This window comes from Hydrogenophaga sp. (genome assembly GCF_011390835.1).
In the GTDB taxonomy this organism is placed as follows: Bacteria; Pseudomonadota; Gammaproteobacteria; order Burkholderiales; family Burkholderiaceae_C; genus Hydrogenophaga.
In genome coordinates this window covers 14069-35530 of sequence record NZ_JAABRQ010000027.1, presented here as the reverse complement: position 1 = coordinate 35530, position 21462 = coordinate 14069, and the positions used below count along the sequence as shown (strand labels likewise).

Annotated in this window: 21 protein-coding genes and 2 pseudogenes; 16 read left to right on the top strand and 7 right to left on the bottom strand. The window is 65.0% G+C overall.

Translation table 11 applies throughout. The annotated features are described in order from the left end of the window. Positions 1-46: 46 nt before the first annotated feature. The 4 genes from phnF to GPT34_RS14780 are packed head-to-tail and all read left to right on the top strand — an operon-like array spanning position 47 to position 2826. The gene (phnF, locus tag GPT34_RS14795; protein WP_291014007.1) at positions 47-805 is read left to right on the top strand and encodes a phosphonate metabolism transcriptional regulator PhnF; all 759 of its coding nucleotides are present in this window, start codon (positions 47-49) and stop codon (positions 803-805) included. Further along, on the top strand, positions 795-1508 hold the full coding sequence (locus GPT34_RS14790; protein WP_291014005.1) for a DUF1045 domain-containing protein: 714 nt from the start codon (positions 795-797) through the stop codon (positions 1506-1508). The genes phnF and GPT34_RS14790 overlap by 11 nt, the downstream gene beginning before the upstream one ends. Next, positions 1505-2074 carry a phosphonate metabolism protein/1,5-bisphosphokinase (PRPP-forming) PhnN gene (phnN, locus tag GPT34_RS14785; protein WP_291014002.1) on the top strand — a complete coding sequence of 190 codons (570 nt, stop codon included), beginning with the start codon at positions 1505-1507 and terminating at the stop codon, positions 2072-2074. Before GPT34_RS14790 ends, phnN begins: the two co-directional genes overlap by 4 nt. Beyond that, entirely contained in the window at positions 2071-2826 is a 756-nt protein-coding gene (locus tag GPT34_RS14780) for an endonuclease/exonuclease/phosphatase family protein (RefSeq protein ID WP_291013999.1), read from the top strand. The genes phnN and GPT34_RS14780 overlap by 4 nt, the downstream gene beginning before the upstream one ends. Positions 2827-2849: 23 nt before the next feature. On the opposite strand, the pseudogene GPT34_RS14775 reads toward GPT34_RS14780, so the two are convergent. Both GPT34_RS14775 and GPT34_RS17755 read right to left on the bottom strand, forming a co-directional pair. Further along, a pseudogene (locus GPT34_RS14775) lies at positions 2850-3123 on the bottom strand (NAD(P)H-dependent oxidoreductase); the annotation flags it as partial. 711 nt (positions 3124-3834) lie between these two features. Then, positions 3835-4314, bottom strand: a complete 480-nt coding sequence (locus GPT34_RS17755; protein WP_363356995.1) for a phosphatase PAP2 family protein — start codon at positions 4312-4314, stop codon at positions 3835-3837. 540 nt (positions 4315-4854) lie between these two features. Between GPT34_RS17755 and GPT34_RS14770 the strand changes: the two genes are divergently transcribed. The 6 genes and pseudogenes from GPT34_RS14770 to GPT34_RS14745 all read left to right on the top strand — a co-directional run. Continuing rightward, a complete protein-coding gene (locus GPT34_RS14770; protein WP_291013997.1) occupies positions 4855-5037 on the top strand; it encodes a LuxR C-terminal-related transcriptional regulator in 183 nt (60 codons plus the stop codon). Between the two features lie 198 nt (positions 5038-5235). Then, positions 5236-6063, top strand: coding sequence for a GNAT family N-acyltransferase (locus GPT34_RS14765; RefSeq protein ID WP_291013995.1), 828 nt, complete (start codon positions 5236-5238; stop codon positions 6061-6063). A gap of 221 nt (positions 6064-6284) precedes the next feature. Further along, positions 6285-7331 carry a M14 family zinc carboxypeptidase gene (locus tag GPT34_RS14760; RefSeq protein WP_291013991.1) on the top strand — a complete coding sequence of 349 codons (1047 nt, stop codon included), beginning with the start codon at positions 6285-6287 and terminating at the stop codon, positions 7329-7331. After that, on the top strand, positions 7328-8113 hold the full coding sequence (locus tag GPT34_RS14755) for an alpha/beta hydrolase (RefSeq protein WP_291013989.1): 786 nt from the start codon (positions 7328-7330) through the stop codon (positions 8111-8113). The genes GPT34_RS14760 and GPT34_RS14755 overlap by 4 nt, the downstream gene beginning before the upstream one ends. Beyond that, positions 8110-8757, top strand: a complete 648-nt coding sequence (locus tag GPT34_RS14750; protein WP_291013987.1) for a hemolysin III family protein — start codon at positions 8110-8112, stop codon at positions 8755-8757. The genes GPT34_RS14755 and GPT34_RS14750 overlap by 4 nt, the downstream gene beginning before the upstream one ends. 131 nt (positions 8758-8888) lie before the next feature. Beyond that, positions 8889-9444, top strand: a pseudogene (locus GPT34_RS14745) (IS66 family transposase); the annotation flags it as partial. Between the two features lie 433 nt (positions 9445-9877). On the opposite strand, the gene glmS reads toward GPT34_RS14745, so the two are convergent. Further along, on the bottom strand, positions 9878-11734 hold the full coding sequence (gene glmS, locus GPT34_RS14740; RefSeq protein ID WP_291013985.1) for a glutamine--fructose-6-phosphate transaminase (isomerizing): 1857 nt from the start codon (positions 11732-11734) through the stop codon (positions 9878-9880). 135 nt (positions 11735-11869) lie between these two features. Here glmS and GPT34_RS14735 point away from each other — a divergent pair, with 135 nt between their 5' ends. After that, positions 11870-12394 (top strand): Lrp/AsnC family transcriptional regulator, encoded by a 525-nt coding sequence (locus tag GPT34_RS14735; protein ID WP_291013983.1) that lies wholly within the window; start codon positions 11870-11872, stop codon positions 12392-12394. A 123-nt stretch (positions 12395-12517) separates the two neighbouring features. Then, the gene (locus GPT34_RS14730; protein ID WP_291013980.1) at positions 12518-13279 is read left to right on the top strand and encodes a DUF2726 domain-containing protein; all 762 of its coding nucleotides are present in this window, start codon (positions 12518-12520) and stop codon (positions 13277-13279) included. Positions 13280-13312: 33 nt separating this feature from the next. On the opposite strand, the gene glmU is transcribed toward GPT34_RS14730, so the two are convergent. After that, on the bottom strand, positions 13313-14716 hold the full coding sequence (glmU, locus tag GPT34_RS14725; RefSeq protein ID WP_291013977.1) for a bifunctional UDP-N-acetylglucosamine diphosphorylase/glucosamine-1-phosphate N-acetyltransferase GlmU: 1404 nt from the start codon (positions 14714-14716) through the stop codon (positions 13313-13315). Between the two features lie 40 nt (positions 14717-14756). On the opposite strand from glmU, the gene GPT34_RS14720 reads away from it, so the two are divergent. Then, positions 14757-15659: a DUF6279 family lipoprotein gene (locus GPT34_RS14720; protein WP_291013974.1), complete on the top strand. Its 903-nt coding sequence runs from the start codon at positions 14757-14759 to the stop codon at positions 15657-15659. An 18-nt stretch (positions 15660-15677) separates the two neighbouring features. Here GPT34_RS14720 and GPT34_RS14715 read toward each other — a convergent pair whose 3' ends face one another. The 3 genes from GPT34_RS14715 to GPT34_RS14705 form a co-directional block, all read right to left on the bottom strand. After that, on the bottom strand, positions 15678-16886 hold the full coding sequence (locus tag GPT34_RS14715) for an AAA family ATPase (protein WP_291013971.1): 1209 nt from the start codon (positions 16884-16886) through the stop codon (positions 15678-15680). Between the two features lie 156 nt (positions 16887-17042). Further along, on the bottom strand, positions 17043-18032 hold the full coding sequence (locus GPT34_RS14710) for an MBL fold metallo-hydrolase (protein ID WP_291013969.1): 990 nt from the start codon (positions 18030-18032) through the stop codon (positions 17043-17045). Between the two features lie 103 nt (positions 18033-18135). After that, complete coding sequence (locus GPT34_RS14705) at positions 18136-18735, bottom strand: TetR/AcrR family transcriptional regulator (protein ID WP_291013965.1); 600 nt, start codon at positions 18733-18735, stop codon at positions 18136-18138. A gap of 157 nt (positions 18736-18892) precedes the next feature. On the opposite strand from GPT34_RS14705, the gene GPT34_RS14700 reads away from it, so the two are divergent. From GPT34_RS14700 to GPT34_RS14690, 3 genes are all read left to right on the top strand, one after another. Continuing rightward, entirely contained in the window at positions 18893-19270 is a 378-nt protein-coding gene (locus GPT34_RS14700; protein ID WP_291013963.1) for a TfoX/Sxy family protein, read from the top strand. A 97-nt stretch (positions 19271-19367) separates the two neighbouring features. After that, on the top strand, positions 19368-20393 hold the full coding sequence (locus GPT34_RS14695; RefSeq protein WP_291014040.1) for a LysR substrate-binding domain-containing protein: 1026 nt from the start codon (positions 19368-19370) through the stop codon (positions 20391-20393). A 151-nt stretch (positions 20394-20544) separates the two neighbouring features. Next, on the top strand, positions 20545-21462 hold the full coding sequence (locus GPT34_RS14690; protein ID WP_291013961.1) for a DMT family transporter: 918 nt from the start codon (positions 20545-20547) through the stop codon (positions 21460-21462).

The following is a 21462-nucleotide window of genomic DNA, read 5'->3' as shown; positions in this document are numbered from 1 at the left end:
CAACTTGTTGATCACTGCCAGCTTAGGTTTGACCTGTGTCCCTTTCATGACAAGAACCACTGCCACTTCCGCTCTTCTGCTGCCCGACCCCGCCCACAGCTTCTGGGCTCGCATCGCCCATGAAATGGCCGACGCCATTGGCAGCGGCACCTACGCGCCGGGCGAACGTCTGCCCTCCGAACATGTGCTGGCCGATCAGTTCGGCGTGAACCGCCACACCATCCGGCGCTCGCTGGCCAGCCTGGGCCAGATCGGCCTGGTGCGCGCCACGAAGGGCAGCGGCACCTATGTGGAGGACTTCGCCGTCGAGCTGATGCTGGGTCGCCGTACGCGTCATCGCCAGAACTTGGCGCAGGCCGGTCTGACCGGTGGTTTGCAGGTGCTCGATGCGCGCACCGAGCGCGCAGCTGCCGATGTGGCCAAGGCGCTGGAGATCCGCTCGGGCACCTCCGTGCTGCACCTGCAGATGATTGGCGACGGTGGCGGCCAGCCGCTGCATGTGAGCGACCGCTTTTTCCCGCTCCCGCGTTTTTCGGGGCTCGACGAACAGGTGCGCCAGAGTGGATCCATCACGCAGGCCTTTGCTTCGCTGGGCGTGCCCGACTACACCCGGCGCCAGAGCCGCATTTCGGCGCGTCTGGCCATCCCCGAGATCGCGGCCCACCTGAAACAATCCGCCGTCCACCCGGCGCTGTACGTCAGCAGCGTCAACGTCGACACCGAGGGCGTACCGATCGAATACGCCTGTACCTGGTTCGCGGGCGACCGCGTGTCCCTCACCGTGGACCACGACCATGTCGCATGACACCCTGGCCCCGCACCGCGTGGCCATTTACGCCGCGCCCGCGCCCGGCACCGACTGGTGGGAGCGTGGCAGCGAGTGGCTGGGGCGCTGCGCGAGTCGGCGCTGCACTTTGCCGATGCCTGTGGTCGATGGCGTCGACCCCTCGGTGCTGACCGCCCTAACCGCCGACCCGCGCCGCTATGGCTGGCACGCCACGCTCAAGGCGCCGCTGCGCCTGGCGCCGCATGCCAACCTCTGGGCGTTCCGGGACGCGCTGGCCGCCATCTGCCGTGAGCACCGCGCCATCGACCTGGGCGACATGCAGGTCGCCCGCTTGGGGTCGTTCCTGGCGCTGCGTCCCGAGAAAGCCCCCGCCGCGCTGGGTGCGCTGGCCGACGATTGCGTGCGGCGGCTGCAGCCACTGGCCGCCCCCTTGAACGAGCACGAGCTCGCACGCCGCCGCCGCGCGCCGCTCACACCCGAAGAAGACGCGCTGATGCTGGCCTGGGGCTACCCTTGGGTGCTGCAGAAGTTTCGTTTTCATTTCTCGCTGACTGGCCCGCTGGCGGGCGTGCCAGACGATGTGGTGGGTCGGCTCCTGGAAGCTGCCACGCGGAAGTTTGGCGCCCTGCCGCCGCTGCGGCTGGACCGGCTCTCCGTCTTCATTGAACCGTCCCCAGGCGCCGATTTTGTGCTGCTCGAACAAATGGAGCTGGGCGCATGACGCAACGTTTAATCTATGTGGTGGGCCCCTCGGGCGCGGGCAAAGACAGTGTGTTGCAGGCCCTTCGCGAACGCTGGCAGGGCGCCCCAGTGGCCCACTGGGCGCGGCGCACTATCACGCGTAGCGTCGACGCGGGCGGTGAACAGCATGAGAGCGTGAGCGAGTCGGTGTTCGAAAATCTGCTGCAGTCGGGTCGTCTGGCGATGAGCTGGCAGGCCAACGGTTTGCACTACGGCATCCGGGACACCGAGCTGGCCCCTTTGTCGCTTGGGCATTGCGTGTTGGTGAACGGGTCACGGACCTATGTCGGTACGGTCTTGCGGCTGTGGCCCGAAGCCACGCTGGTCCACATCACGGCGTCGGCCGATTTGCTGCTGCAGCGGCTGAAGGCGCGGCAGCGCGAAAGCGTGCAGGCGATTTCCGACCGCCTCGCACGGCGGGTGGACGAGGACCTGCCCGCCAGGGCGATCCGCATCGCCAACGATGGCCCGTTGGAATCGGCGGTCGAGATGTTGCACACGGCGCTGCGCTTGCGGCTGAGCATCGACCCCGTGTGCCTGCGATGAGGCTGGTGTCGCTCAACACCTGGAAGTGCGAAGGCGACTACCCGCAACGGGTCCGCGCCATGGCCGAGGGCCTGGTGGCGCTGTCGCCCGACGTGGTGGCCCTGCAGGAAGACCTGCGCACACGAGACGGACTGACCCACACCGCTCGCTCGCTGGCCACAGTCTTGTCGATGCAGATGGTCTGGCTGCCCGCGCGGGCCAAGCCGCGCCTGCTGAACGGGCAGTGTACCGACACCACCTCAGGTCTGGCGGTGCTCAGCCGCCAGCCTGTGCTGGAGCAAGGCTCGGTGGTGTTGCCCGCCGACGCGCGGGATGGCGAACGCGTGGCGCAGTGGGTGCGGCTGGCCGGCGCCCACGCCGACTGGTGGTTGGTCAACCTGCACCTCACCCATCTGCCCGACCGCGCCGATCTGCGCCGCGCCCAACTGGAGACCGTGTTGCAAGCGCTGCAGCGGGTGGCGGGCGAGCAGCCGGTGGTGTTGTGCGGCGACTTCAACGCCGCGCCCGACGATCCCGAGATCGCCAGCGTCATGCATCCGCAGGGGCTGCTGATCGACGCCTTTGCCGCTCAGGCCAAGGTCACGCACCGCAGCGATTCGGGTTCCGAGCACAACCTCGACCACATCTTGTTGCGCACCGTGCGCGGCCAGCCGCCGTTCAGCGTGGCCCATGCGCGGGTTGTGCTCGACCGGCCCGATGCCCACGGCGTGTGGCCCAGCGACCACTGGGCGGTCAGCGCCAATCTAGTCTGACCAAACGGCGCAGACGGTTCAGCTCACTGAACCTCGGTGACGAACTGCTCGCGCGGGCGGCGCACCTTCTTCAGGTTCACCAGCGTCGGCGCGGTAACCCAGCGGCACGATGGCCACAGTGCGAAGGCCGCGCTCGCGCATCCTCAGGATCTCGTCGAGCTTGGCCGGGTCGAAACCCTCCATCGGAGTGGCGTCGACTTCTTCGAATGCGGCGGCGATCAGCGCAGCGTCCAGGTCAATGTAGGCCTGCCGCGCGGCGTGTTCGAAGTTCACCTGTGGATCTCGGCGCGGGGTAGATCTTGAGCCGTGTCCGCGTCGACCGAATTCTGACCCGCGTTCCTGGCTCGGCAAGGGTTTCAGACCCTGACGCTGATTCGCCCCACACAACTGTACTCAGACGTGGCTGCCACTTGAGCCACGGTCTTCGATGTCCCATCGCCTCTCGCTGCTCGCGAAAGAGAGGACTGGCGACCTTTGCTGGACTGGGTGGAGGCTTCGTAACCCCTTGAAAAGAGTTGTGCAGCAAGTGCGCTCAGCCGATTCCTGACCGAGGCAGCGGACCACACAAATCAAACCAGCCTGAAGACTGCGACCCGCCCCTAAAGCTCTTCGGTAAGTTTGCGCGAGCTGCCCATGCCGAGCACGGGTCCAGATGGTCAAGTGGTCGTTCGAGATCCACCCCATTGAACGACCGGTTTCGGTGCCGCGACAAGACGCAGGTGTCAAATTCGGAGTACCGCAACCAGCCTCGAAGCGACCTTCAAGAATCTAGTTGCGGCTTCGCAGCGTTTGCCGTCGGGGAAGATCGCTTAGTGATCAACCTGTGGTTGGCACTCAGCGGTCGTTAGTGCGAACCTTGTTCTGGGCAACGAGCGGCAGGTTTTGGAGCGCGGCAGACTCTACTGCTTTGCCAAGGGTTGTGTCATCAATCCGCCGCCGAGCTCAGCGTCTGCCCCAACGAACGCACGCTCGGCGAGCATATGGATTTACCCGAAGTTGAGATGGACATCAACCCCACGAGAAGGCTTGCGATGCCGCACTTCCCACTGATGCCCCGAGAATAAGTCCCCCCAACACATCCGAGGGGAAATGAGCTCCCGCGTGCACCCGTGCCCATGCAGTGATCACGGCGATGGAGGGCAACAAGACGAATTCGGGCCAGACGACCATCCACGGAGACAGTGCTCCGGCCAGACACGCCATCACGGTGGCGTGGGTGCTGGGCATTCCGCCCCGATCCGAATGATGGAGGTGGTTTGCACAAAGACCGATGGCGAACGGGCGCCGTGAAGAAAGCCCTTTCGCACACCGTTTGACGAGTATTTGCATCAGGGTCGCCACCCCCAGCGCACACAGAACGGGGCCGATGGCATCAGCTCTGAAGAATATGGATGATCCGAGCACAACGACCAGGGGCAGCCAGCTCCAGTGTGCGATGGCGATTGCACAGCTTAGTCGCAAGGGGCGGTCGGTTCGGCCAGCACCCATCCAGCAAAACCACGCAATATCGCGAGATCGGCCCGATGGAAATGCAGGTGTGGCGCTGAGTTCTGTGTGGATCGACATGGCTCAACAATGCCTGCTGAACATGTCACTGGTATTTCTTTGCCGCGGCGACACCGCGTAGACTGGCGCAGTAATCACGGTGTCATATTGGCCGTGCATGCTCCACGCATACCGCTGGTCCTGACGGGTAAAAAGTATCGGGACACCACATTCCAAATGAACACCGCTGGCCGATTTCGAGTGTTCATGTCAGGCCGGGAACCAGCGGTCAGCCGCCGGCCAGCTCCGACGCTTGAAGCGACTTGTCCTGCAGGTGACGGCCCTTGCTGCTGCAATGGCGGTCCAACCGCCATTCGCCCGGTATTTCAAGCGTCAACTCGAATTGGGAATAGCTCTCTGAGCACAGCTGACTCAACGGAAACGCCTGGGCGGACTCCAGTGCGTTGACCAGCGCCGCGAGTGAACCGCCCCGGCGGTTCAGACATGGTGCCGGTGATGCTGCTGTCCAAGCGCGAGATCTAGGTGCTGCACTGGGTGAAGAACGGCAAGACAAGCATGGAGGTCGGCCAGATCCTGGGCATAAGCCCGCCCACGGTGAAGAACCACCTGCAAAAGGTGATGCGCAAGCTCAATGTGAACAACCGCGCCCAGGCGGTTGGTAAGTCCGCCACGTTGCGGTTGATGGCGCACAGCGATCTGAACTGAGTGGATTGCTGCCGACGCACATAGTCATTCTTCGAATAGGTCGTCATCGTCGTCAGCTTCACGGTGCTGGCGGTCTGGTCTGCATTCAGGAGACGCGACTGAAATGGCACTGCCGCCATCCGCGTACCAGTACGCGATGTCACAACACTGCCGCGATGCCGTCACGACGCTGTCAATTGACAGGAACAGCATCCGGGCATGGACCGAAACAATCTTTTCGCCACGCCCACTGCCGAAAGAAACGGACATTTCGCAGCACCTGCGGGGGCTCCTGCGCCGGTGGCACGGCCTACTGCGCTCGACGTCGTTTGGGCCCGGCATGCCGACGAGGTGGCGCAGGCACAGCGACTGCGCTTCCAGGTGTTTGCCCAGGAGATGGGCGCGCGCCTGTCGCCACCGGAGGGGACGCCCGCAGGTCTCGATGTCGACCGCTTCGACGCCGCATGTGAACATCTGATCGTTCGCACGGTAGGAACTGCGGACGCTGCCTCTCAGGTGGTCGGCACCTACAGGGTGCTGACGCCGGCCGCTTCGCGTCTGACTGGCGGTCTCTACAGCGAGTCTGAGTTCGATCTTCAGCGCCTTGATTCTCTGCGCCCACGGATGGCCGAACTCGGTCGATCATGCACCGCGCCTGCCTGGCGACAGGGTGGCGTGATTCTGCTGCTGTGGGCTTCACTGGCTGAGTTCATGCAGCGCAGTCGACTCGACCTGATGATCGGCTGCGCCAGTGTGCCGATGCTTGACGGCGGCCATTTCGCTGCAAGTCTTTGGAACCAGTTGCGCCAGAAGCACCTGGCCGTACCTGAGCGCACGGTACAGCCACGGCTGGCCCTGCCGGTCGATGACCTGGACGGCGGGCTCGATATTGAGCCGCCGCCGCTGATCAAGGGCTATCTCAAGTGCGGTGCGAAGGTTCTCGGCGCGCCGGCCTGGGACCCCGATTTCGGAGTCGCCGACCTGCCGATGATGATGGATCTGAGCGATCTGCCTGCTGCCTATCGCAGGCGCTTCATGGGCGGCTGATCGTGCGCCGCCAAGCCGCCAGACGATCCAGCGCGCGTGACCGTGAAAGTGCCATCCATTCGATCACGCCATACGCTGCTGCAGCTGCGATGAAGAGCAAGGCAGTCAAGGTGATTGGCTTAGACGTCATGATCGCTCCCAATGGTGACCGTTGTCGACTGCCGGAAGTTTGCGATGGAGATATGACGTGTTGATGGCAGATCGCGGCTGCGCCGCAAGCGATGAACGATGACCCAGGCCCTGGGTCGGCTGGCCTGCCCGAGCTCGACGAACTGCTGCAACTCGTCGACGAAGGCGGCAAGTACCTGTGCTGCCGCACGCTGTGCCAGGTGACCACTGGTGAACGCAGCTTCGACGTCCATGCGATCACGCTTGGAAATCCTGACCCCTCGCTGCCTGCTGTCGGCTTCTTCGGGGGCGTTCACGGTCTCGAGCGCATCGGCGCCGAGGTCGTGCTGGCCTGCCTGCGCAGCTTGGTGCGCCGTCTGCGCTGGGACACCAGCTTGCACCAGATGCTCGAAGGCCTTCGCGTCGTGCTGGTTCCGCTCGTCAACCCCGGCGGCCTTTGGCGCGGCACGCGTGCCAATCCTCAGGGTGTCGATCTGATGCGCAACGCGCCTGTTGAGTGCACAGAAGGTGCTGCATTCCTGCTCGGTGGGCAGCGGATGAGCGCGGGCCTGCCCTGGTACCGGGGGGGGGTCGGAAATCCCATGCAGTCAGAAGCCCAGGCGCTGTGCGACTTCGTCGCCGCCGAGTTGCTGGTGCGCGATTTCTCAGTGAGTATTGACTGCCATTCGGGCTTCGGCCTTGCCGATCGCTTGTGGTTCCCGCATGCACACACGACGAGCCCAATCGAACACCTGCCCGAACTGCATGCGCTGAGCCGCTTGCTGGACGACAGCCTTCTGCACCACCGCTACCTGTTCGAACCGCAGAGTCGACAATACCTTGCCCATGGCGACCTTTGGGATCACCTCTACCTTCGCGCGGCAGCGCAGCCGCAGCGCACATTCCTGCCGCTGACGCTGGAGATGGGATCCTGGCTTTGGGTCAAGAAGAATCCGCGCCAGCTCTTCTCGCGGCTCGGCATCTTTAACCCGTTGATCGGCCACCGCCAGCAACGTGTGCTGCGCCGCCACGTCGCTCTTCTGGACTTCGCGATGCGCGCAGCGTACAGCTACCGACGCTGGCTGCCTGGCGGTATCTCACGTGACGAGCAGCGCGCATGCGCCCTTGCCCACTGGTACTCACCGCAGGCAAGCCGATGACAACCTGGGTTCTGTTGCGCGGTCTGACGCGTGAAGCAGCGCATTGGGGCGAATTCCCGGCGCTGCTGGCGCAGGCCATACCAGGCTCACACACAGTCGCCATCGACCTGCCTGGTGCGGGCAGCTTGTGGCGCGAGCCCTGTCCCCCGCGGGTCGAGGCGATGGTCGAATCTTGTCGCCGTCAGTTGCATGGAAAAGCGCTGATGCCGCCATACGCACTGCTCGGGCTTTCGCTTGGCGGCATGGTCGCTGCCGCCTGGGCATCGGCCTGGCCTGGCGAGCTGTCAGCATGCGTTCTGGTCAACACCAGCATGCGACCGTTCAGCCCGGCGCGCCGCCGGCTGCGGCCATCCCGGCTACCGACCTTGCTCCGGCTACTGGCCCCTGGGGACGCACGGGCTGCCGAGCAGACTGTGCTGCACCTGACCAGCAATTTCCCACAGCAGCATGCAGCTGTCATCGAGTCCTGGACTGCGATCCGCCAGCTGCGGCCGGTGTCCGCAGCGAACGCCTTGCGTCAGCTGCTGGCGGCGGTGCGCTACCGCCACCCGGGGCCGCGGCCGTCGCTACCCTTGCTGGTGGTCAGCAGCTCGCGCGATGCGCTGGTCGACGCCAGCTGTTCAAGCGAACTGGCCCTGCGCTGGAGCGTCGCGCACATCAGCCATCCGTTAGCAGGTCACGATCTGCCGCTGGACGCCGGACCTTGGCTCGCTGCACGGATTGCCGAGTGGAGCGCGCGCATTCTGGCAGCCGACACGCAAGCCCGACCACCAGCCCCGTGAACGCTCAACAAGCCCGCCAACAAAGTCCCGCCGAGGAAGTCGCCAACAGCGTCAGTCACGGCATCGCATTTCTGCTGGCCGTCGCGGCAATGCCGATCCTCGTGCACAACTCCATGCAGCAATCCAGCGGCGCGCTGCACACCCTATCGGTCGCCGTTTACGCTGCGACGATGATGCTGCTCTACCTCTCATCGACACTGTTTCATGGTCTGCCGCCGGGGCGCAGCAAGCTGTTGTTCGAAAGAGTCGATCACGCCGCCATCTACCTTTTCATCGCTGGCAGCTACACGCCGTTTGCAGCGTCAGCGTTGCAGGGCTTGCATGCCTGGCTGATGTTCGCCCTGGTCTGGACCCTGGCCGTCCTAGGCGTGGTGTACAGCCTGTCAAAGCGGGTTGAGCGACCGCTGCTGTCGACCGGTTTGTATGTCACCATGGGATGGATGGTGCTGCTGGCAGCACTGCCGTGGATTGGACAGGTCTCAAAAACAGGCGTCACGCTGCTGCTGGCAGGCGGCGTTGCCTACACGCTTGGCGCTGCGCTGTTCCTTCTCAGCTCACGGCTGCGCTTCGCGCATCTGGTGTGGCATCTGTTTGTCATGGCAGGCAGTGGGCTGCATTTCTTTGCGACGTTGTCGCATGCCTGATTGACCAAGCAAAGGTCGAGCTTGGCGTCCCACCCCGTCCTGAGTTGAGCCTCAAAACTGCCACGAAACAGGTGTTGCTAAGCCTCGCGCGGACCGTTGGCGAGGTCCTGGCATGCAGCCAGTGCGCGGACTGCCAGACCCTCACACAGGCACCGGTGACCGACCACGTCATAGACAAAGGCGTCCCGACGGCCGGCCTGCTGGGCACACGTGCTGGTGGCCAAGTACGCCGATCATCAGCCGCTGTATCGCAAGGAGGCCATCTTCGGTCGAGCCGGCCTGGCCATTCCAAGATCCACCCTGGCGCAATGGGTGGGCACCTGCGGGGCACGCTTGCAACCGCTGGTCGATGCAATCAGGGCCGAGCTGCTCAAGCATCGTGTGTTGCACGGCGACGAGACCCCGATGGCCATGCTCAAGCCGGGCAACGGCAAGACGCACCGAGCCTACCTGTGGGCCTATGCCCCGGGAGCGTTTGAATCCACGAGCGCCGTGGTCTACGACTTCTGCGAATCCCGCGCCGGAGAACATGCGCGCGACTTCCTGGGCGACTGGCGCGGCAGCCTGATTTGCGACGACTACGCCGGGTGCAAAGCCAGCTTCGCTCAAGGCGTCACAGAAGCGGGTTGCCTGGCTCACGCGAGACGCAAGTTCTTCGACCTGCATGTGGCCAAAAAGAGCCAGATCCAAGCACGCCTATGTCTAGCGGTTGTGGCTTCTTATTGTCTCGCGGGTTGAACAGCCGCTTTGCGAAATTGGGACGACTGTCAGCAACGGGTCGAAACCGCCAGTCCAGGTGATAGGGAAGCGGTCGGTGGCGCGGTGCCAGTGGGGTAGCGGAAGCTCAAGGACCGCAGTACCCCCTAAAGCCGGCACTCAGGCCAGCGCCGGTGGCTGTGCCCAACAGCCGCTTCGTGCCAGTCAGCGTGCGTACGCTTGGCAATACCCACCGGCCGCAAACGCTGCACTTCAGCCATTCCCGTCAGCTGTCTCTCGGACTAGCCTTGTTCCGTCTAGTCAGCCGGCCGCAAAACCGTTTGCGACTTTAATGACGAGTTTTCGACTTTAATGACCCGTTTTCGACTCTATTTGTCAAAAACAACAACCGCCGCGAAAGGCCTCACTCCACCGTGACACTTTTCGCCAGGTTGCGCGGCTTGTCCACATCGGTTCCCTTGGCCAGTGCCGTGTGGTACGCCAGCAATTGCAGCGGCACCACATGCAGCAGCGGGCTCAACGCGCCGTAGTGCTCGGGCATGCGGATGACGTGAATGCCTTCGGCGTTCTGAATGCGGGTGTCGGCATCGGCCAGCACATACAGCACGCCGCCGCGCGCGCGCACTTCCTGCATGTTGCTCTTGAGCTTTTCCAGCAGGGTGTCGTTGGGCGCGACGGTGACCACCGGCATGGCGCTGGTCACCAGGGCCAGCGGGCCGTGCTTGAGCTCGCCAGCCGGGTAGGCTTCGGCGTGGATGTAGCTGATTTCCTTGAGCTTGAGCGCGCCTTCGAGCGCGATCGGGTAATGCAGACCGCGACCCAGGAACAAGGCGTTGTCCATGCGGGCGAAGTCTTCGGCCCAGCTGATCACCTGCGGCTCCAGCGCGAGCACGGCCTGCAGCGCCACGGGCAGGTGGCGCATGGCCTGCAGGTAGTTGGCCTCGGCTTCCTCGCTCAGGTGACCGCGGGTCTGAGCCAGCGCCAGCGTGAGCAGGAACAGGCCGGCGAGCTGCGTGGTGAAGGCCTTGGTGGAAGCCACGCCAATTTCGACACCGGCGCGGGTGATGTAAGCCAGTGAACATTCGCGCACCATGGCGCTGGTGGCCACGTTGCAGATGGTCAGCGTGTGCTTCATGCCCAGGCTTTGCGCGTGGCGCAGGGCGGCCAGGGTGTCGGCGGTCTCGCCGCTTTGCGTGATGGTGACGACCAGGGTGCGCGGGTTGGGCACGCTGGTGCGGTATCGGTATTCGCTGGCCACTTCCACCTGGGTCGGGATGCGGGCGATGGACTCCAGCCAGTACTTGGCGGCGCAGCCGCTGTAGTAGCTGGTGCCGCAGGCCAGGATGAGCACGTTGTCCACGTCTTTGAACACACTGTAGGCGCCGTCTCCGAACAGCTCGGGCGTGATGCCGACCACGCCTTCGAGCGTGTCGGCGATGGCGCGCGGCTGCTCGAAGATTTCCTTTTGCATGTAGTGCCGGTAGGGGCCAAGCTCGGCCGCACCACTATGGGCCAGCACAGTCTTGACCGGTCGCTCCTCGGCGGTGAACGGGCGCCCGCTGCGGTCTGCCACCCAGTAGCGGCCCAGCTGCAGGTCCACCAGGTCGCCTTCTTCCAGGTAGACGATCTGGTCGGTCACGCCGGCCAGCGCCATGGCGTCGCTGGCCAGGAAATGTTCGGCGCCGTCCTGGCCCACGCCCAGGATCAGCGGCGAGCCGGCGCGCGCGCCCACCACGCGGTGCGGCTCGTCTTTGTGGAACACGGCCAGTGCAAACGCACCTTGCAGCTGCTCCACCGCGGCCTGCAGGGCGGTGAACACGTCGCCTTCGTACAGCGAGTCGATCAGGTGGGCAATGACTTCGGTGTCGGTCTGGCTGTCGAACACATAACCCTTGGCTTGCAGGGTGGCGCGCAGCTCGTCGTGGTTTTCGATAATGCCGTTGTGTACCAGCGCCACGCGCCCCGGGGTCTCTGGCGTGCTCGAAGGACCAAGGCTGAAATGCGGATGGGCGTTGTGCACGGCGGGCGCGCCGTGGGTGGCCCAGCGGGTGTGGGCGATACCGGTGCCGCTGGCGATCTGCTCGGTTTTGACCTGCTGCATCAGCTCGGCCACCCGGGCGGTGCTGCGCGCACGCTTCAGACCACCGGCATGGATGGCCACCCCGCACGAGTCATAACCGCGGTACTCCAGCCTTTGCAGGCCTTGCACCAGCACCGGCACGATGTCGCGCCCCGAAACCCCCGCCACAATGCCACACATACCGCACCCCGCTGAAATGGAATGGGATCATGCTACCGAGGCCAACGAAGAATTAACGGTCACAATTAGACGTTTTTCGACCAATAATTCCATTCGAAGAATTCGATTGCGAAAATGCTCACAGAACGAACTTGTATGGAACAAATCACCATCGATGAAGCCGATCTGCGGCTGCTGGAGCTGCTGCAAACCGACGCCTCGCGCAGCAACCAGGCGCTGGCCGAGCTGGCCCACCTCTCACCGCCCACCAGCTTGCGGCGGGTGAAGCGCCTGCGGGCGCTGGGACTGATCGAGCGCGAAGTGGCCATCTTGCAGCCGGATCGGCTGGCGCCGCTGATCGGCCATGGCCTGACGGCGCTGGTGGAGATCACCCTGGAGCGCCAGGGTGCCGAGCAGCTTGACGCCTTCGAATCCCGGGTGGTGCCGGATGCAGCCGTTCAACAGTGCTACCGGGTGAGCCCCGGGCCGGATTTCATTCTGGTGGTGCTTGTCGCCGACATGCCGGCCTACCTGGCGCTGGCGCAGCGCCTGTTCACCAGCGATGCCAATGTGCGCAACGTCAAGGCGTTTTTCAGCCTCAAGCGGGCCAAGTTCGATCCCCGGTTGCCGCTGGGTGCAACCGCCGGCGAACGTGGTGTCACCAGACATCTGCTTGACTGATGCAAACCGCACAGTTTTCATGGACACTTGCCATCCAAGACTTGACCGGACCGGCCACATATAAGACTCTTGGCCTATTTTTTGACACAACAAGAGGTTCTCAGCATGCCTGAAGGGGGTTTCATGTCACCACTGTGGATCGCGATCCTCATCGGCTTGCTGTTGGTGGCCGCGGGCGTGTTCGCCTGGCTGTACACGCGACAGCAGGGCTCGGGTCGCAACGACCGCTACACGCCTGAGAAGCTGGTCGAGAAGGATCAAGCCAAGATGCTCGACTACCTGCGCGACACCTTTCCAGGCCAGGTCGTGATTCCCAACGTGCCACTCAAGGTCATGCTGTCGATCCGCCAGGCGGCCGACCGCAAGCGCGCCGAGCAGCGGCTGCAGCAGCACAAGGTGGACTATGTGGTCTGCGCCGAAGATGGTCGCCCGGCCTTCGCCTTCGACGTGGAGCAATACCACCTGAGCAACGCCAAGGCCAAGGCCTTCCAGGCCAAGATCAAGAACCGCATCCTCAAGACCGCCGGGGTGCGCCTGGTCTACCTCAAAGATGGCCTGCACCGCATGCCCACGCCAGCGGACTTCCGCGCGCAGCTCAACCTGGCCGCGCTGCCTCAGCCCGAGCTCAAGCGCCGGGCTTCGGACCGGGACAGCGTGAAGCAGCAGCTGGAATCGCGCATCTCCGAGTTCGACACCTTGCACGGCCACAGCGAGTTCAAGGAGTCCGAGGTGATGGGCCTAAGTGGTCTGATGGAGCTCGACGAAATGCTGGGTCGCCCCGGCAATCGGCGCATCCAGAAAGAACGCGACCGCGAAGGACCGGATTCGCTGCAATCGGGCCACAGCGGCTTCGACGGCGGCACCATGGACGTGCGAGGCGGTTAAGGCTTCCCGCCACCGACTGCGAAGTCGGCCTCTTCAGGTCGGCTTTTTCTTGTCCGGTCGCTGCCAGTTGCCCAGGCTGACCTGCTTGGCGCGCGCCACCGACAGCGTGCCCGCGGCTGTGCTCTTGCTGATGGTGGAACCCGCGCCCACCGTGCCACCCTCACCAATGGTCACCGGCGCCACCAACACGCAGTTGCTGCCCACATGCACATCGGCCTCGATCACGGTGCGGTATTTGTTGGCGCCGTCGTAGTTGGCGGTGATGCTGCCCGCCCCGTAATTGACCCGCTCGCCCACATCGGCATCGCCCAGGTAGGCCAGGTGGTTGGCTTTGGCGCCAGCGGCCAGCGTTGAGTTCTTGACCTCGACGAAGTTGCCGATGTGCACCTCGGCGCCCAGCCGCGCGCCTGGACGCAGCCTCGCAAAGGGGCCGATCACGGCACGCGGCCCCACCGTCACGCCGGCCTGCTCGCCCTGGATGTGGGTGAAGGCCTGCAGCGACGCGCCCGCTTCGATGGTGGCGTTGGCGATCAAGCAGTTCGGTCCGATGCGTACGCCGTCGCCCAACGCCACCCGGCCTTCAAACACGCAGTTGACGTCGATCTCCACATCCGTGCCACACACCAGCTCGCCGCGCACGTCAAGCCGCGCCGGATCGGCAAGACGCACGCCCTGCTCCATCAGCGCGTGGGCCAGACGCCGCTGGTAATCCCGCTCCAGCTCGGCCAGCTGCACAGGGCTGTTGACGCCCGCCACCTGCACCGGGTCGCGGGTCGTGATGGCCCGCACGGACTGCCCCTGGCTCACCGCGTGTTTGACCACATCGGTCAGGTAATACTCCTTCTGGCTGTTGTCGTCTTTCAGCATGCCGAGCAGCTGTTTGAGCAATCGGGCCGGCGCGGCCATCACGCCGCTGTACCACTCGGTGATAGCCTTTTGCGCGTCGCTGGCGTCTTTGTGCTCCACGATCGCGAGCACTGAATCGGCTCGGTCCTGGTCGCGCAACACGCGCCCGTAGCCGCTGGCGTCGCCCGTGTCCACCGTGAGCAGGGTCAGATGCTTCTCGTCACAAGCCGCCAGCAAGGCCGATAAGGTCGCGGGCTCGATCAGCGGCACATCGCCATTGAGCACCAGCACCACGCCGTCGTCCGCCAGCACCGGCACGGCCTGCTGCACCGCATGGCCAGTGCCCAGCTGCGGCTCCTGGCGCACGTATTTCAGCGCCACACCCGCTGGCGCGCACAGCCCCGCCTCCACTGCTTCGGCACCGTGTCCCGTGATCACCACCACCGAGCGGGCCGATACCCCGGCGGCGGTGTCGATCACATGCTGAGCCAGAGCGCGGCCGCCCAAACGGTGCAACACTTTGGGCTTCGCGCTTTTCATGCGCGTGCCCTTGCCCGCTGCCATCACCACCACATCCACCGGGAACGCCATGCAAACCTCTCCTGGAGCCGTTGGAGGCCCTCGATTGATCGTGGGTCGGATTATCGCCCGCACCCTGCTGCTGCTCGGTGTGGCGCTGGTGCTGGTCGCCTGCAGCGCCACCCGAGTGGCTTACAACCAGGCGCCCAATTTCGCCTACTGGCGGATCGATGGCTTTGTGGATTTCACCGACACGCAGTCACCTCAGGCGCGTCAGGAACTCGACCGTTTTTTTGCCTGGCACCGCCGCGCCGAGCTGCCGCTGTACGCCGAGCGCCTGGCGCAATGGCAGGCGCTTGCGCTCAAAGACATCACTCCAGAGCAGGCTTGCACCGAGTTCGAAGCGGTGCGTGACAGCTTGCGGCGCATGACCGAGCAGGGCCTGGAGCCGCTCACGGCGCTCGCGCTGCAACTCGGCCCGCAGCAACTTGAACACCTGAAACGCCATCAGGCCAAGGGCGACGAGACCTTCGAAAAAGACTTTGTGCGCGGCTCACCGGCGCAGCGGCTGGACAGGCGCATGGACCGCGCCATCGACCGTTACGAAACCCTCTATGGCGCGCTCAACGCCGGGCAGCGCGACCTGCTTCAGGCTGGCCTGCAGCGCTCGCCCTGGGACCCCCAGCGCTCTTTTGCTGAGCGCCAGCGCCGCCAGGCCGCGCTGCTGCAGACAATCCGCGACATCCAGGCCAGCCATGGTGCTGCGTTCAGCTCAACGGCCAACGGGGCGCGCAAACCGCCACCGCAAGCGGTGGCCGCGGTGCGCACCTGGTCACAACGCCTGCTCGACTCGCCCACGCCCGGGTACGCCGCCTACAGCGCCAGCCTGGTGCGCGAAGGCTGCGCGCAATTTGCCCAGCTGCACAACAGCACCAGCCCCGAACAGCGGGCCCACGCGGTGGGCGTGCTCAAGGGCTATGAGGCCGACATGCGCGCGCTGGTGGCGCAAGACTGATCTGCATCAGCGCGGCGCTCACGGCGCAGGGCGGCGGTCTGCTGCTCGCTTGGCTTCGCCCTTGCCCTTAGCACCCAGCAAGCCCTGGGATTCCTGGCGGGCACGCCAGGCTTTCTCCACCAGCGGATCGGTCACGCCATAGTGGCCGTGTTTGATGCGCATCACCAGATTGGCGCCCATCAGCGCGCCAAGCGCGCCCTGTACCTCCGGCGCGGCCACCTCGCGACCGAGTTGCACACCATAGGCCTTGAGTGCCTCGGCGGTGAACAGGCCACGCGCGTCACCGTCTTCGCCGCAGATGCGCGCAAACACCGCCTCGGTCAGCGCACCCAGGGTCTCCACCTTTTGCAGTTCGATGTCGGCCGCGGTGGCGCTGAGCGACTGCGCGATGGTGGGCAGGTGCTCGTCGGGGCTCGTACCCGGCGGCAGGCTGCGCAACACGTTGAGCGCCTTCATCAGTTCTTCGGGCCGGTGGCCCATGGCCTGGAAGGCGGCCTCGGTCACCGCCGCCGAGGGCGTCTTGTCGCCCAGCTGCGGGCGCACCTGCGTCAGCACATGCTCGACAAACTCACGGCCCAGCACCGGAAACTCGTGTGTCACCGCGCCGTTGAACGCCTGGTTGCCCTTCACCGCCAGCTCCTGCACCCGGGCGCGGTGGGAACCCGTGCCCACAAACAGGAAGTGGCCGGGCGTGTCCGGCCGGGTGTTGATCGCATCGCGCGCGGCCTTCAGCGCGTGCAGCATGGCGTCGCCCTCGGCATGACCCAGGGCGTGCTGCACCTCGTCCACGATCAGCACCACGTCGGTCTGGGCGCGATCCACCAGCTCGGTGAAGGCCTGCGCCAGACTCACGCCGCCGGGCTTGCCCAGCTCGGCCAGCTTGAAACCAAAGCTGAAGCCAGCCGCGCCCAGGTCCAGCCCCGTCACCCGCTTCAGGCGTTTGAGCACGCTCGAGCCTGGCGTCTGGAGCTCGGCCAGTGCCTGGCGAATGGCGCCGTGCACCAGTTCGGCCGGGTTGGCCTGCGGCTGGCTCCAGAGATCGACGTAGATCACCACCGCGCCCAGCGCCTCCAGCGCCGGGATCAGGTCAGCCGCGAGGAAGGTGGTTTTGCCTACCCGGCGCTGCCCGGAGAGGAACAGGCCGGACCGCAGACTGGTATCCAGAAACCCAGGGCGCAGCAACTGCTGCGCCATCTGCTCGGCGAGGCCGGTGCGGTGGTAGGGCATGGTGGTGGTTTATGGAGTTTTATGTGAACGACATAATTATGAGGTTTGCATAAAAGGCTGAAAACCCACCAGAACCAGCTCACCGCCCACCCACTCGGGTTCCTAGGCAGCCCGCCAAACGAAGCGCGAAAGCGCCAGAGTGACGACGAAGTAGCCTCAATCCTGCAAGGCGGCCCACATCTCTTTGTCGCGCTCGGCCGTCCAGATGCGGGGGTTCTTGATGCCGCTGGCTTCGTCAAACGCTCGGCTGACATCAAACGGCAGGCAGTGTTCGTAGATGAACACATGGCCAAACACCGGATCCATCTTTTTGCGGGCGTGGGCCATTGCGGCCTTGAGATCCATGCCGGCGGCGGCGGCTTCCTTGCCGGCCTGGAACAGGGTGGTGACCCAGCGCTTGGTGTAGTCGAGCGCCTTGTTGACCTCAGTATTGCCTTTCATGGCTTCGCCACGCCCGGGCACGAGGAACTCGGCCTTGAGCATGCGCAGGGCTTCTAGGGTCGCGGGCCACTCTTCGAGCTGGGCGTCACCGGTGTAGACACCAGCCTCGTATTCGACCAGATCACCGCTGAACAGCACTTTCTCTGCTTCCACCCAGGCAATGGTGTCGCCACGCGTGTGGCCGGGGCCCGGGTGCCAGATCTGCACCACCACGCCGCCGAGGTTGATGGAGAGCTTGCCCGGCACAGCGCCCAGGGTCGGGTCACCGCCGCCCACCACCATGCTCGGCCAGGTAAGGCCGGGGATGGAGCTGGCGCCACGGAACAGGCGTGGGAAACGCTCCATCTCGCTCTTCATGTCTTGCGCGCCGCGCTCGCGAATGAGTTCGAGCGTGCCCTGGCTGGCGATGATCTCGGTGGCGCCTTCGGCCACGTAGGCGCTGGCACCGAGCACTCGCACGGCATGGTAGTGGGTGAGCAGCACGTACTTGATAGGCTTCTTGCTTACCTTGCGGATCTGCTTGATCAGGTCCCTGGCCATGGCCGGGGTGGCGGTGGCGTCGCTGACCAGGATGCAGTCGTCTCCGATGACCACGCCTGAATTCGGATCGCCCTCGGCGGTGTAGGCCCAGCAATGTTGGCTGAGTTGTTCGAAGGTGATTGTTTTGTCGGCCAGATCGGCCTGGGAGGCGAAGGCTTTGCTCATGGGGGGTCTCCTGGGGTGGGCGCAACTGCTCGGCAAGCGCAAACCGAAATTTTACCTAATCGAAATGCATTACGCATGATTAAACAATCAAGAGGTGGTGGATTCAGCCTGCCAGGCCATTCTCCAGCAAGCTCACCACCTCGTCGGCAAACGCGTCGTAGCTCATGGCGCCGCCCGGTCGCAGCCAGGTGAAGGTCCAGTTGATCATGCCAAACAGCATCATGGTGAGCGCGGTCTGGTTAGCCGGCGTGACGCGCTCCGGGTAAGCACGCCGCAGGAAGCGGGTGAAGGCCGCGACCACGTCGCGCTGACGGTTCAGAATCAGCTCGCGCTGGACTTCGCCGAGAAACTTGGTGTCGGAAACCAGGGCAGCGTGGCGCGTGGCGGAGTGTTCGTACTCGGCCAGAAAGGCATGCACCAGCTCGGCCAGCGCATCACGCTCGCTCAGGTTCTTGCGCTGAGCCCGCGCCTCGGATTCGCCAATCAGGGCCAACAGGCGCTGGGTGTAGCGGTCCAGCAGATCGAACAGGATGGATTCCTTGCTCTCGTAGTAGTGATACAGCCGCGCCTTGCTGGTGCCGCAGGCGGTGGCAATGTCGTTCACGCTGGTGGCGGGAAAGCTCTGGCGGGCGAAGCAGCTCGCCGCCTCGTCGAGGATCTGCTCGCGCTTGAGGTCGTGGGAGGCGGATTTGGGGCGGGCCATACTGGATATTGTCTCCCCCCGCGCCGCGCTGCGCGCGTTACCCCCCAGGGAGCAACACCTGCGGCCCGGCAAAGCCGGTTCCGCAGTGTTTGCTAGAAATGGGCATTTCGCACCACCTGCGCTGGTCTTGTCTCGCCACCCTGTTTACGATGCACGCATGGCGACCAAGCCCATCACCGACCCGTTCGTGCTGCACGCATGCGAGTTACTGTCCAGCGTCGGGCCGTGCATGGTCAAGCGCATGTTTGGCGGCTACGGACTTTCCGTGGACGGCATGAATCTGGGCCTGATCGCCTGGGACACGCTGTACCTGAAGACAAATGCCGATACCGAGCCGCAGTGGCTGGCGGCGGGTGGTGAGCCCTTTGTCTACGAGGCCAAGGGCAAGCCGATGAAGCTGAACTACCACAAGCCCCCTGCCGAGGCGCTGGAATCGCCGGCACTCATGCTGCCCTGGGCGCGGCTGGCGATGGTGGCAGCGCTCGCGGCGCGCGGGCCCAAATCGGCGGGGAAAAAGCGTTCGCCTGCAGCTTGACAAGCGGGGGAGGGGTGGACCCGCATCGAGCCGCCTGCCCACCGCCTCGAGTCATCCTATGATTGATGCCCTCCTCGCATCAGTTTCGCGCCCTGCCATGTCGCTCACGCCGCACCACCCCCGCACCCGCCCGATAGGCGTCGGCCACCTGCGCACCTTTGATGTGGTGGCGCGCCAGCTCAACTTTCGCGCCGCGGCCGAAGATCTGTCGCTCACCCAGAGCGCGGTGAGCCGCCAGATCCAGGCGCTGGAAGACGAGGTGGGCGCGGCCTTGTTCCTGCGCCACACGCGGGCCGTGGAGCTCACCAGCGCGGGGCTGCAGCTGCTGCGTGCCAGCGGTCTGGCGCTGGAACGCATTGATGCGGCGGTGCGGCAGATTCGCCAGAGCGTGGGGCGCCGCCAAGTGGCCGTGACCACTTCGGTGTCGTTTGCCTCCATGTGGCTGATTCCGCGCCTGGAGGCGTTCCAGCGCCTGCACCCAGACATCGACATCCGCATCGACGCCTCGGACACCGCGTTGGACCTCTCCACCGCCGACGTCGACCTGGCGCTGCGCTACGCCGTGCCCGAGGCGGTGCCGACGGGCGCGATGCGCCTGTTTGGCGAGCAGCTCACGCCGGTGGCCAGCCCCTGGCTGCTGCGCGAGCGGCCAGTGCGAGCGGTGGACGATCTCGCGCAGATGACGCTCATCGAGGCGGGCGACGCCCACCGCAACCGCCACCTGGAAGCCCTGAGCTGGCAACGCTGGCTCGACACCCACACCAGCCCAGCACCGCTGCCCGGGCGCACCCCACGCGCCAAGATGGCTTCTCGCCTGAGCCCCAAGCGCTGGCTGTACTTCAACTTCGCGCACCAGATCGTGCAGGCCGCCCTCACCGGCCAGGGTGTGGCGCTGGCGCGCGTGGCGATGGTGGCGCACAGCCTGGCCAGTGGTGATCTGGTGGAGCCGCTGCCGCAGACCCGACTCGACTCACCCCTGGTCTACTGGCTGCTGCGAGCGCCGCGCGCCATCGAGCGCAGCGAGGTCAGCGCCTTCTGCGACTGGCTGCTGGCGCAGGCGGCCGAAACGCGCGAAGCGATCGGCGACGTGCCGGACCCGGATACGCTGGATCACATGGATTGACCCCACTGGTGCGCCGCTTCGCGTATTCCCCCTCTCCTGCAGGAGGGGGGACGCACCCTGTGGCCCGGCGAAGCTGGTTCTACGGGAGCACTGGGTGGACCTCCCCTCCCCGCTTAACCCACGCTTTTGATCCGACCTCCTTGTTTTCTGCATGACTTCTTCTGACCTGCTCGCGCGCGGCAACCTGAAAAGCATCACCGCGATGGTGATTGCGGTGGGCTGCTTTGCGTTGATGGACACGGTGCTCAAGCTGCTCTCCGCGCGCTACCCAGCGCTGCAGATCGCGGCGCTGCGCGGCTTGAGTGGCCTGCCGCTGATCCTGGGATTCATCACCCTGCGCCGCGCCTGGGGCACGGTCTGGCGCGTGCGCTGGCCGCTGCATGTGTTGCGCGGCCTGCTGGGGATCGCCATGCTGACGCTGTTCACCACGGGTGTGCGTGAACTGCCGCTGGCCGCGACCTACACGCTGTTTTTCATCGCGCCGCTGCTCATCACCATGCTGTCAGTGCCGGTGCTGGGAGAGCGGGTACCAGCGGCGCACTGGTGGGTGATCGGTATCGGCTTTGTTGGCGTGCTGATCGCGCTGCAGCCGCGCAGCGAGGATTTGCAGGCGGGCTTCGTCACCGCGGGCGGCCTGGCGGTGCTGGGGGCAGCGACCTGTTACGCGGTGGCCGCCGTGGTCGGCCGGCTCTCCAGCCGCACCGACAGCACCGAAAGCATGGTGCTGTGGATGATGGTGATCGTGTCGGTGGGGGCGAGCGCGCTGTCCTGGTCGCGCTGGGTGCCGGTGCAGATGAGCGACTGGCCCCTGCTGCTGGCGCTGGGCGTCACCGGCTTTTGCGGCCAGCTCGCGATCACGGTGGCGTTTCGCCACGGCCAGGCGTCTGCGGTGGCGCCGTTTGAATACACCGCGCTGGCCTGGGGCGTGGGCCTGGACTGGCTGATCTGGCAGACGCTGCCTGTGTCTCACACCTGGCTGGGCGCGGCGATCATCGTGGGCAGCGGCATCTACCTGGTGCGGCGGGAGAAGCGCATCACCCTGGCACACGCCACCGCCGAACACCCCTGA

Excerpts from the sequence above, each read along its gene's own strand:
- GPT34_RS14705 (WP_291013965.1), bottom strand. The coding sequence starts at position 18,735 with ATGGCCCGCCCCAAATCCGCCTCCCACGACCTCAAGCGCGAGCAGATC.
- GPT34_RS14710 (WP_291013969.1), bottom strand. The coding sequence starts at position 18,032 with ATGAGCAAAGCCTTCGCCTCCCAGGCCGATCTGGCCGACAAAACAATC.
- phnN (WP_291014002.1), top strand. The coding sequence starts at position 1,505 with ATGACGCAACGTTTAATCTATGTGGTGGGCCCCTCGGGCGCGGGCAAA.
- GPT34_RS17755 (WP_363356995.1), bottom strand. The coding sequence starts at position 4,314 with ATGGGTGCTGGCCGAACCGACCGCCCCTTGCGACTAAGCTGTGCAATC.
- glmU (WP_291013977.1), bottom strand. The coding sequence starts at position 14,716 with ATGGCGTTCCCGGTGGATGTGGTGGTGATGGCAGCGGGCAAGGGCACG.
- GPT34_RS14715 (WP_291013971.1), bottom strand. The coding sequence starts at position 16,886 with ATGCCCTACCACCGCACCGGCCTCGCCGAGCAGATGGCGCAGCAGTTG.
- GPT34_RS14700 (WP_291013963.1), top strand. The coding sequence starts at position 18,893 with ATGGCGACCAAGCCCATCACCGACCCGTTCGTGCTGCACGCATGCGAG.
- GPT34_RS14695 (WP_291014040.1), top strand. The coding sequence starts at position 19,368 with ATGTCGCTCACGCCGCACCACCCCCGCACCCGCCCGATAGGCGTCGGC.
- GPT34_RS14780 (WP_291013999.1), top strand. The coding sequence starts at position 2,071 with ATGAGGCTGGTGTCGCTCAACACCTGGAAGTGCGAAGGCGACTACCCG.
- phnF (WP_291014007.1), top strand. The coding sequence starts at position 47 with ATGACAAGAACCACTGCCACTTCCGCTCTTCTGCTGCCCGACCCCGCC.
- GPT34_RS14765 (WP_291013995.1), top strand. The coding sequence starts at position 5,236 with ATGGACCGAAACAATCTTTTCGCCACGCCCACTGCCGAAAGAAACGGA.
- glmS (WP_291013985.1), bottom strand. The coding sequence starts at position 11,734 with ATGTGTGGCATTGTGGCGGGGGTTTCGGGGCGCGACATCGTGCCGGTG.
- GPT34_RS14735 (WP_291013983.1), top strand. The coding sequence starts at position 11,870 with ATGGAACAAATCACCATCGATGAAGCCGATCTGCGGCTGCTGGAGCTG.
- GPT34_RS14690 (WP_291013961.1), top strand. The coding sequence starts at position 20,545 with ATGACTTCTTCTGACCTGCTCGCGCGCGGCAACCTGAAAAGCATCACC.
- GPT34_RS14755 (WP_291013989.1), top strand. The coding sequence starts at position 7,328 with ATGACAACCTGGGTTCTGTTGCGCGGTCTGACGCGTGAAGCAGCGCAT.
- GPT34_RS14790 (WP_291014005.1), top strand. The coding sequence starts at position 795 with ATGTCGCATGACACCCTGGCCCCGCACCGCGTGGCCATTTACGCCGCG.
- GPT34_RS14760 (WP_291013991.1), top strand. The coding sequence starts at position 6,285 with ATGAACGATGACCCAGGCCCTGGGTCGGCTGGCCTGCCCGAGCTCGAC.
- GPT34_RS14730 (WP_291013980.1), top strand. The coding sequence starts at position 12,518 with ATGTCACCACTGTGGATCGCGATCCTCATCGGCTTGCTGTTGGTGGCC.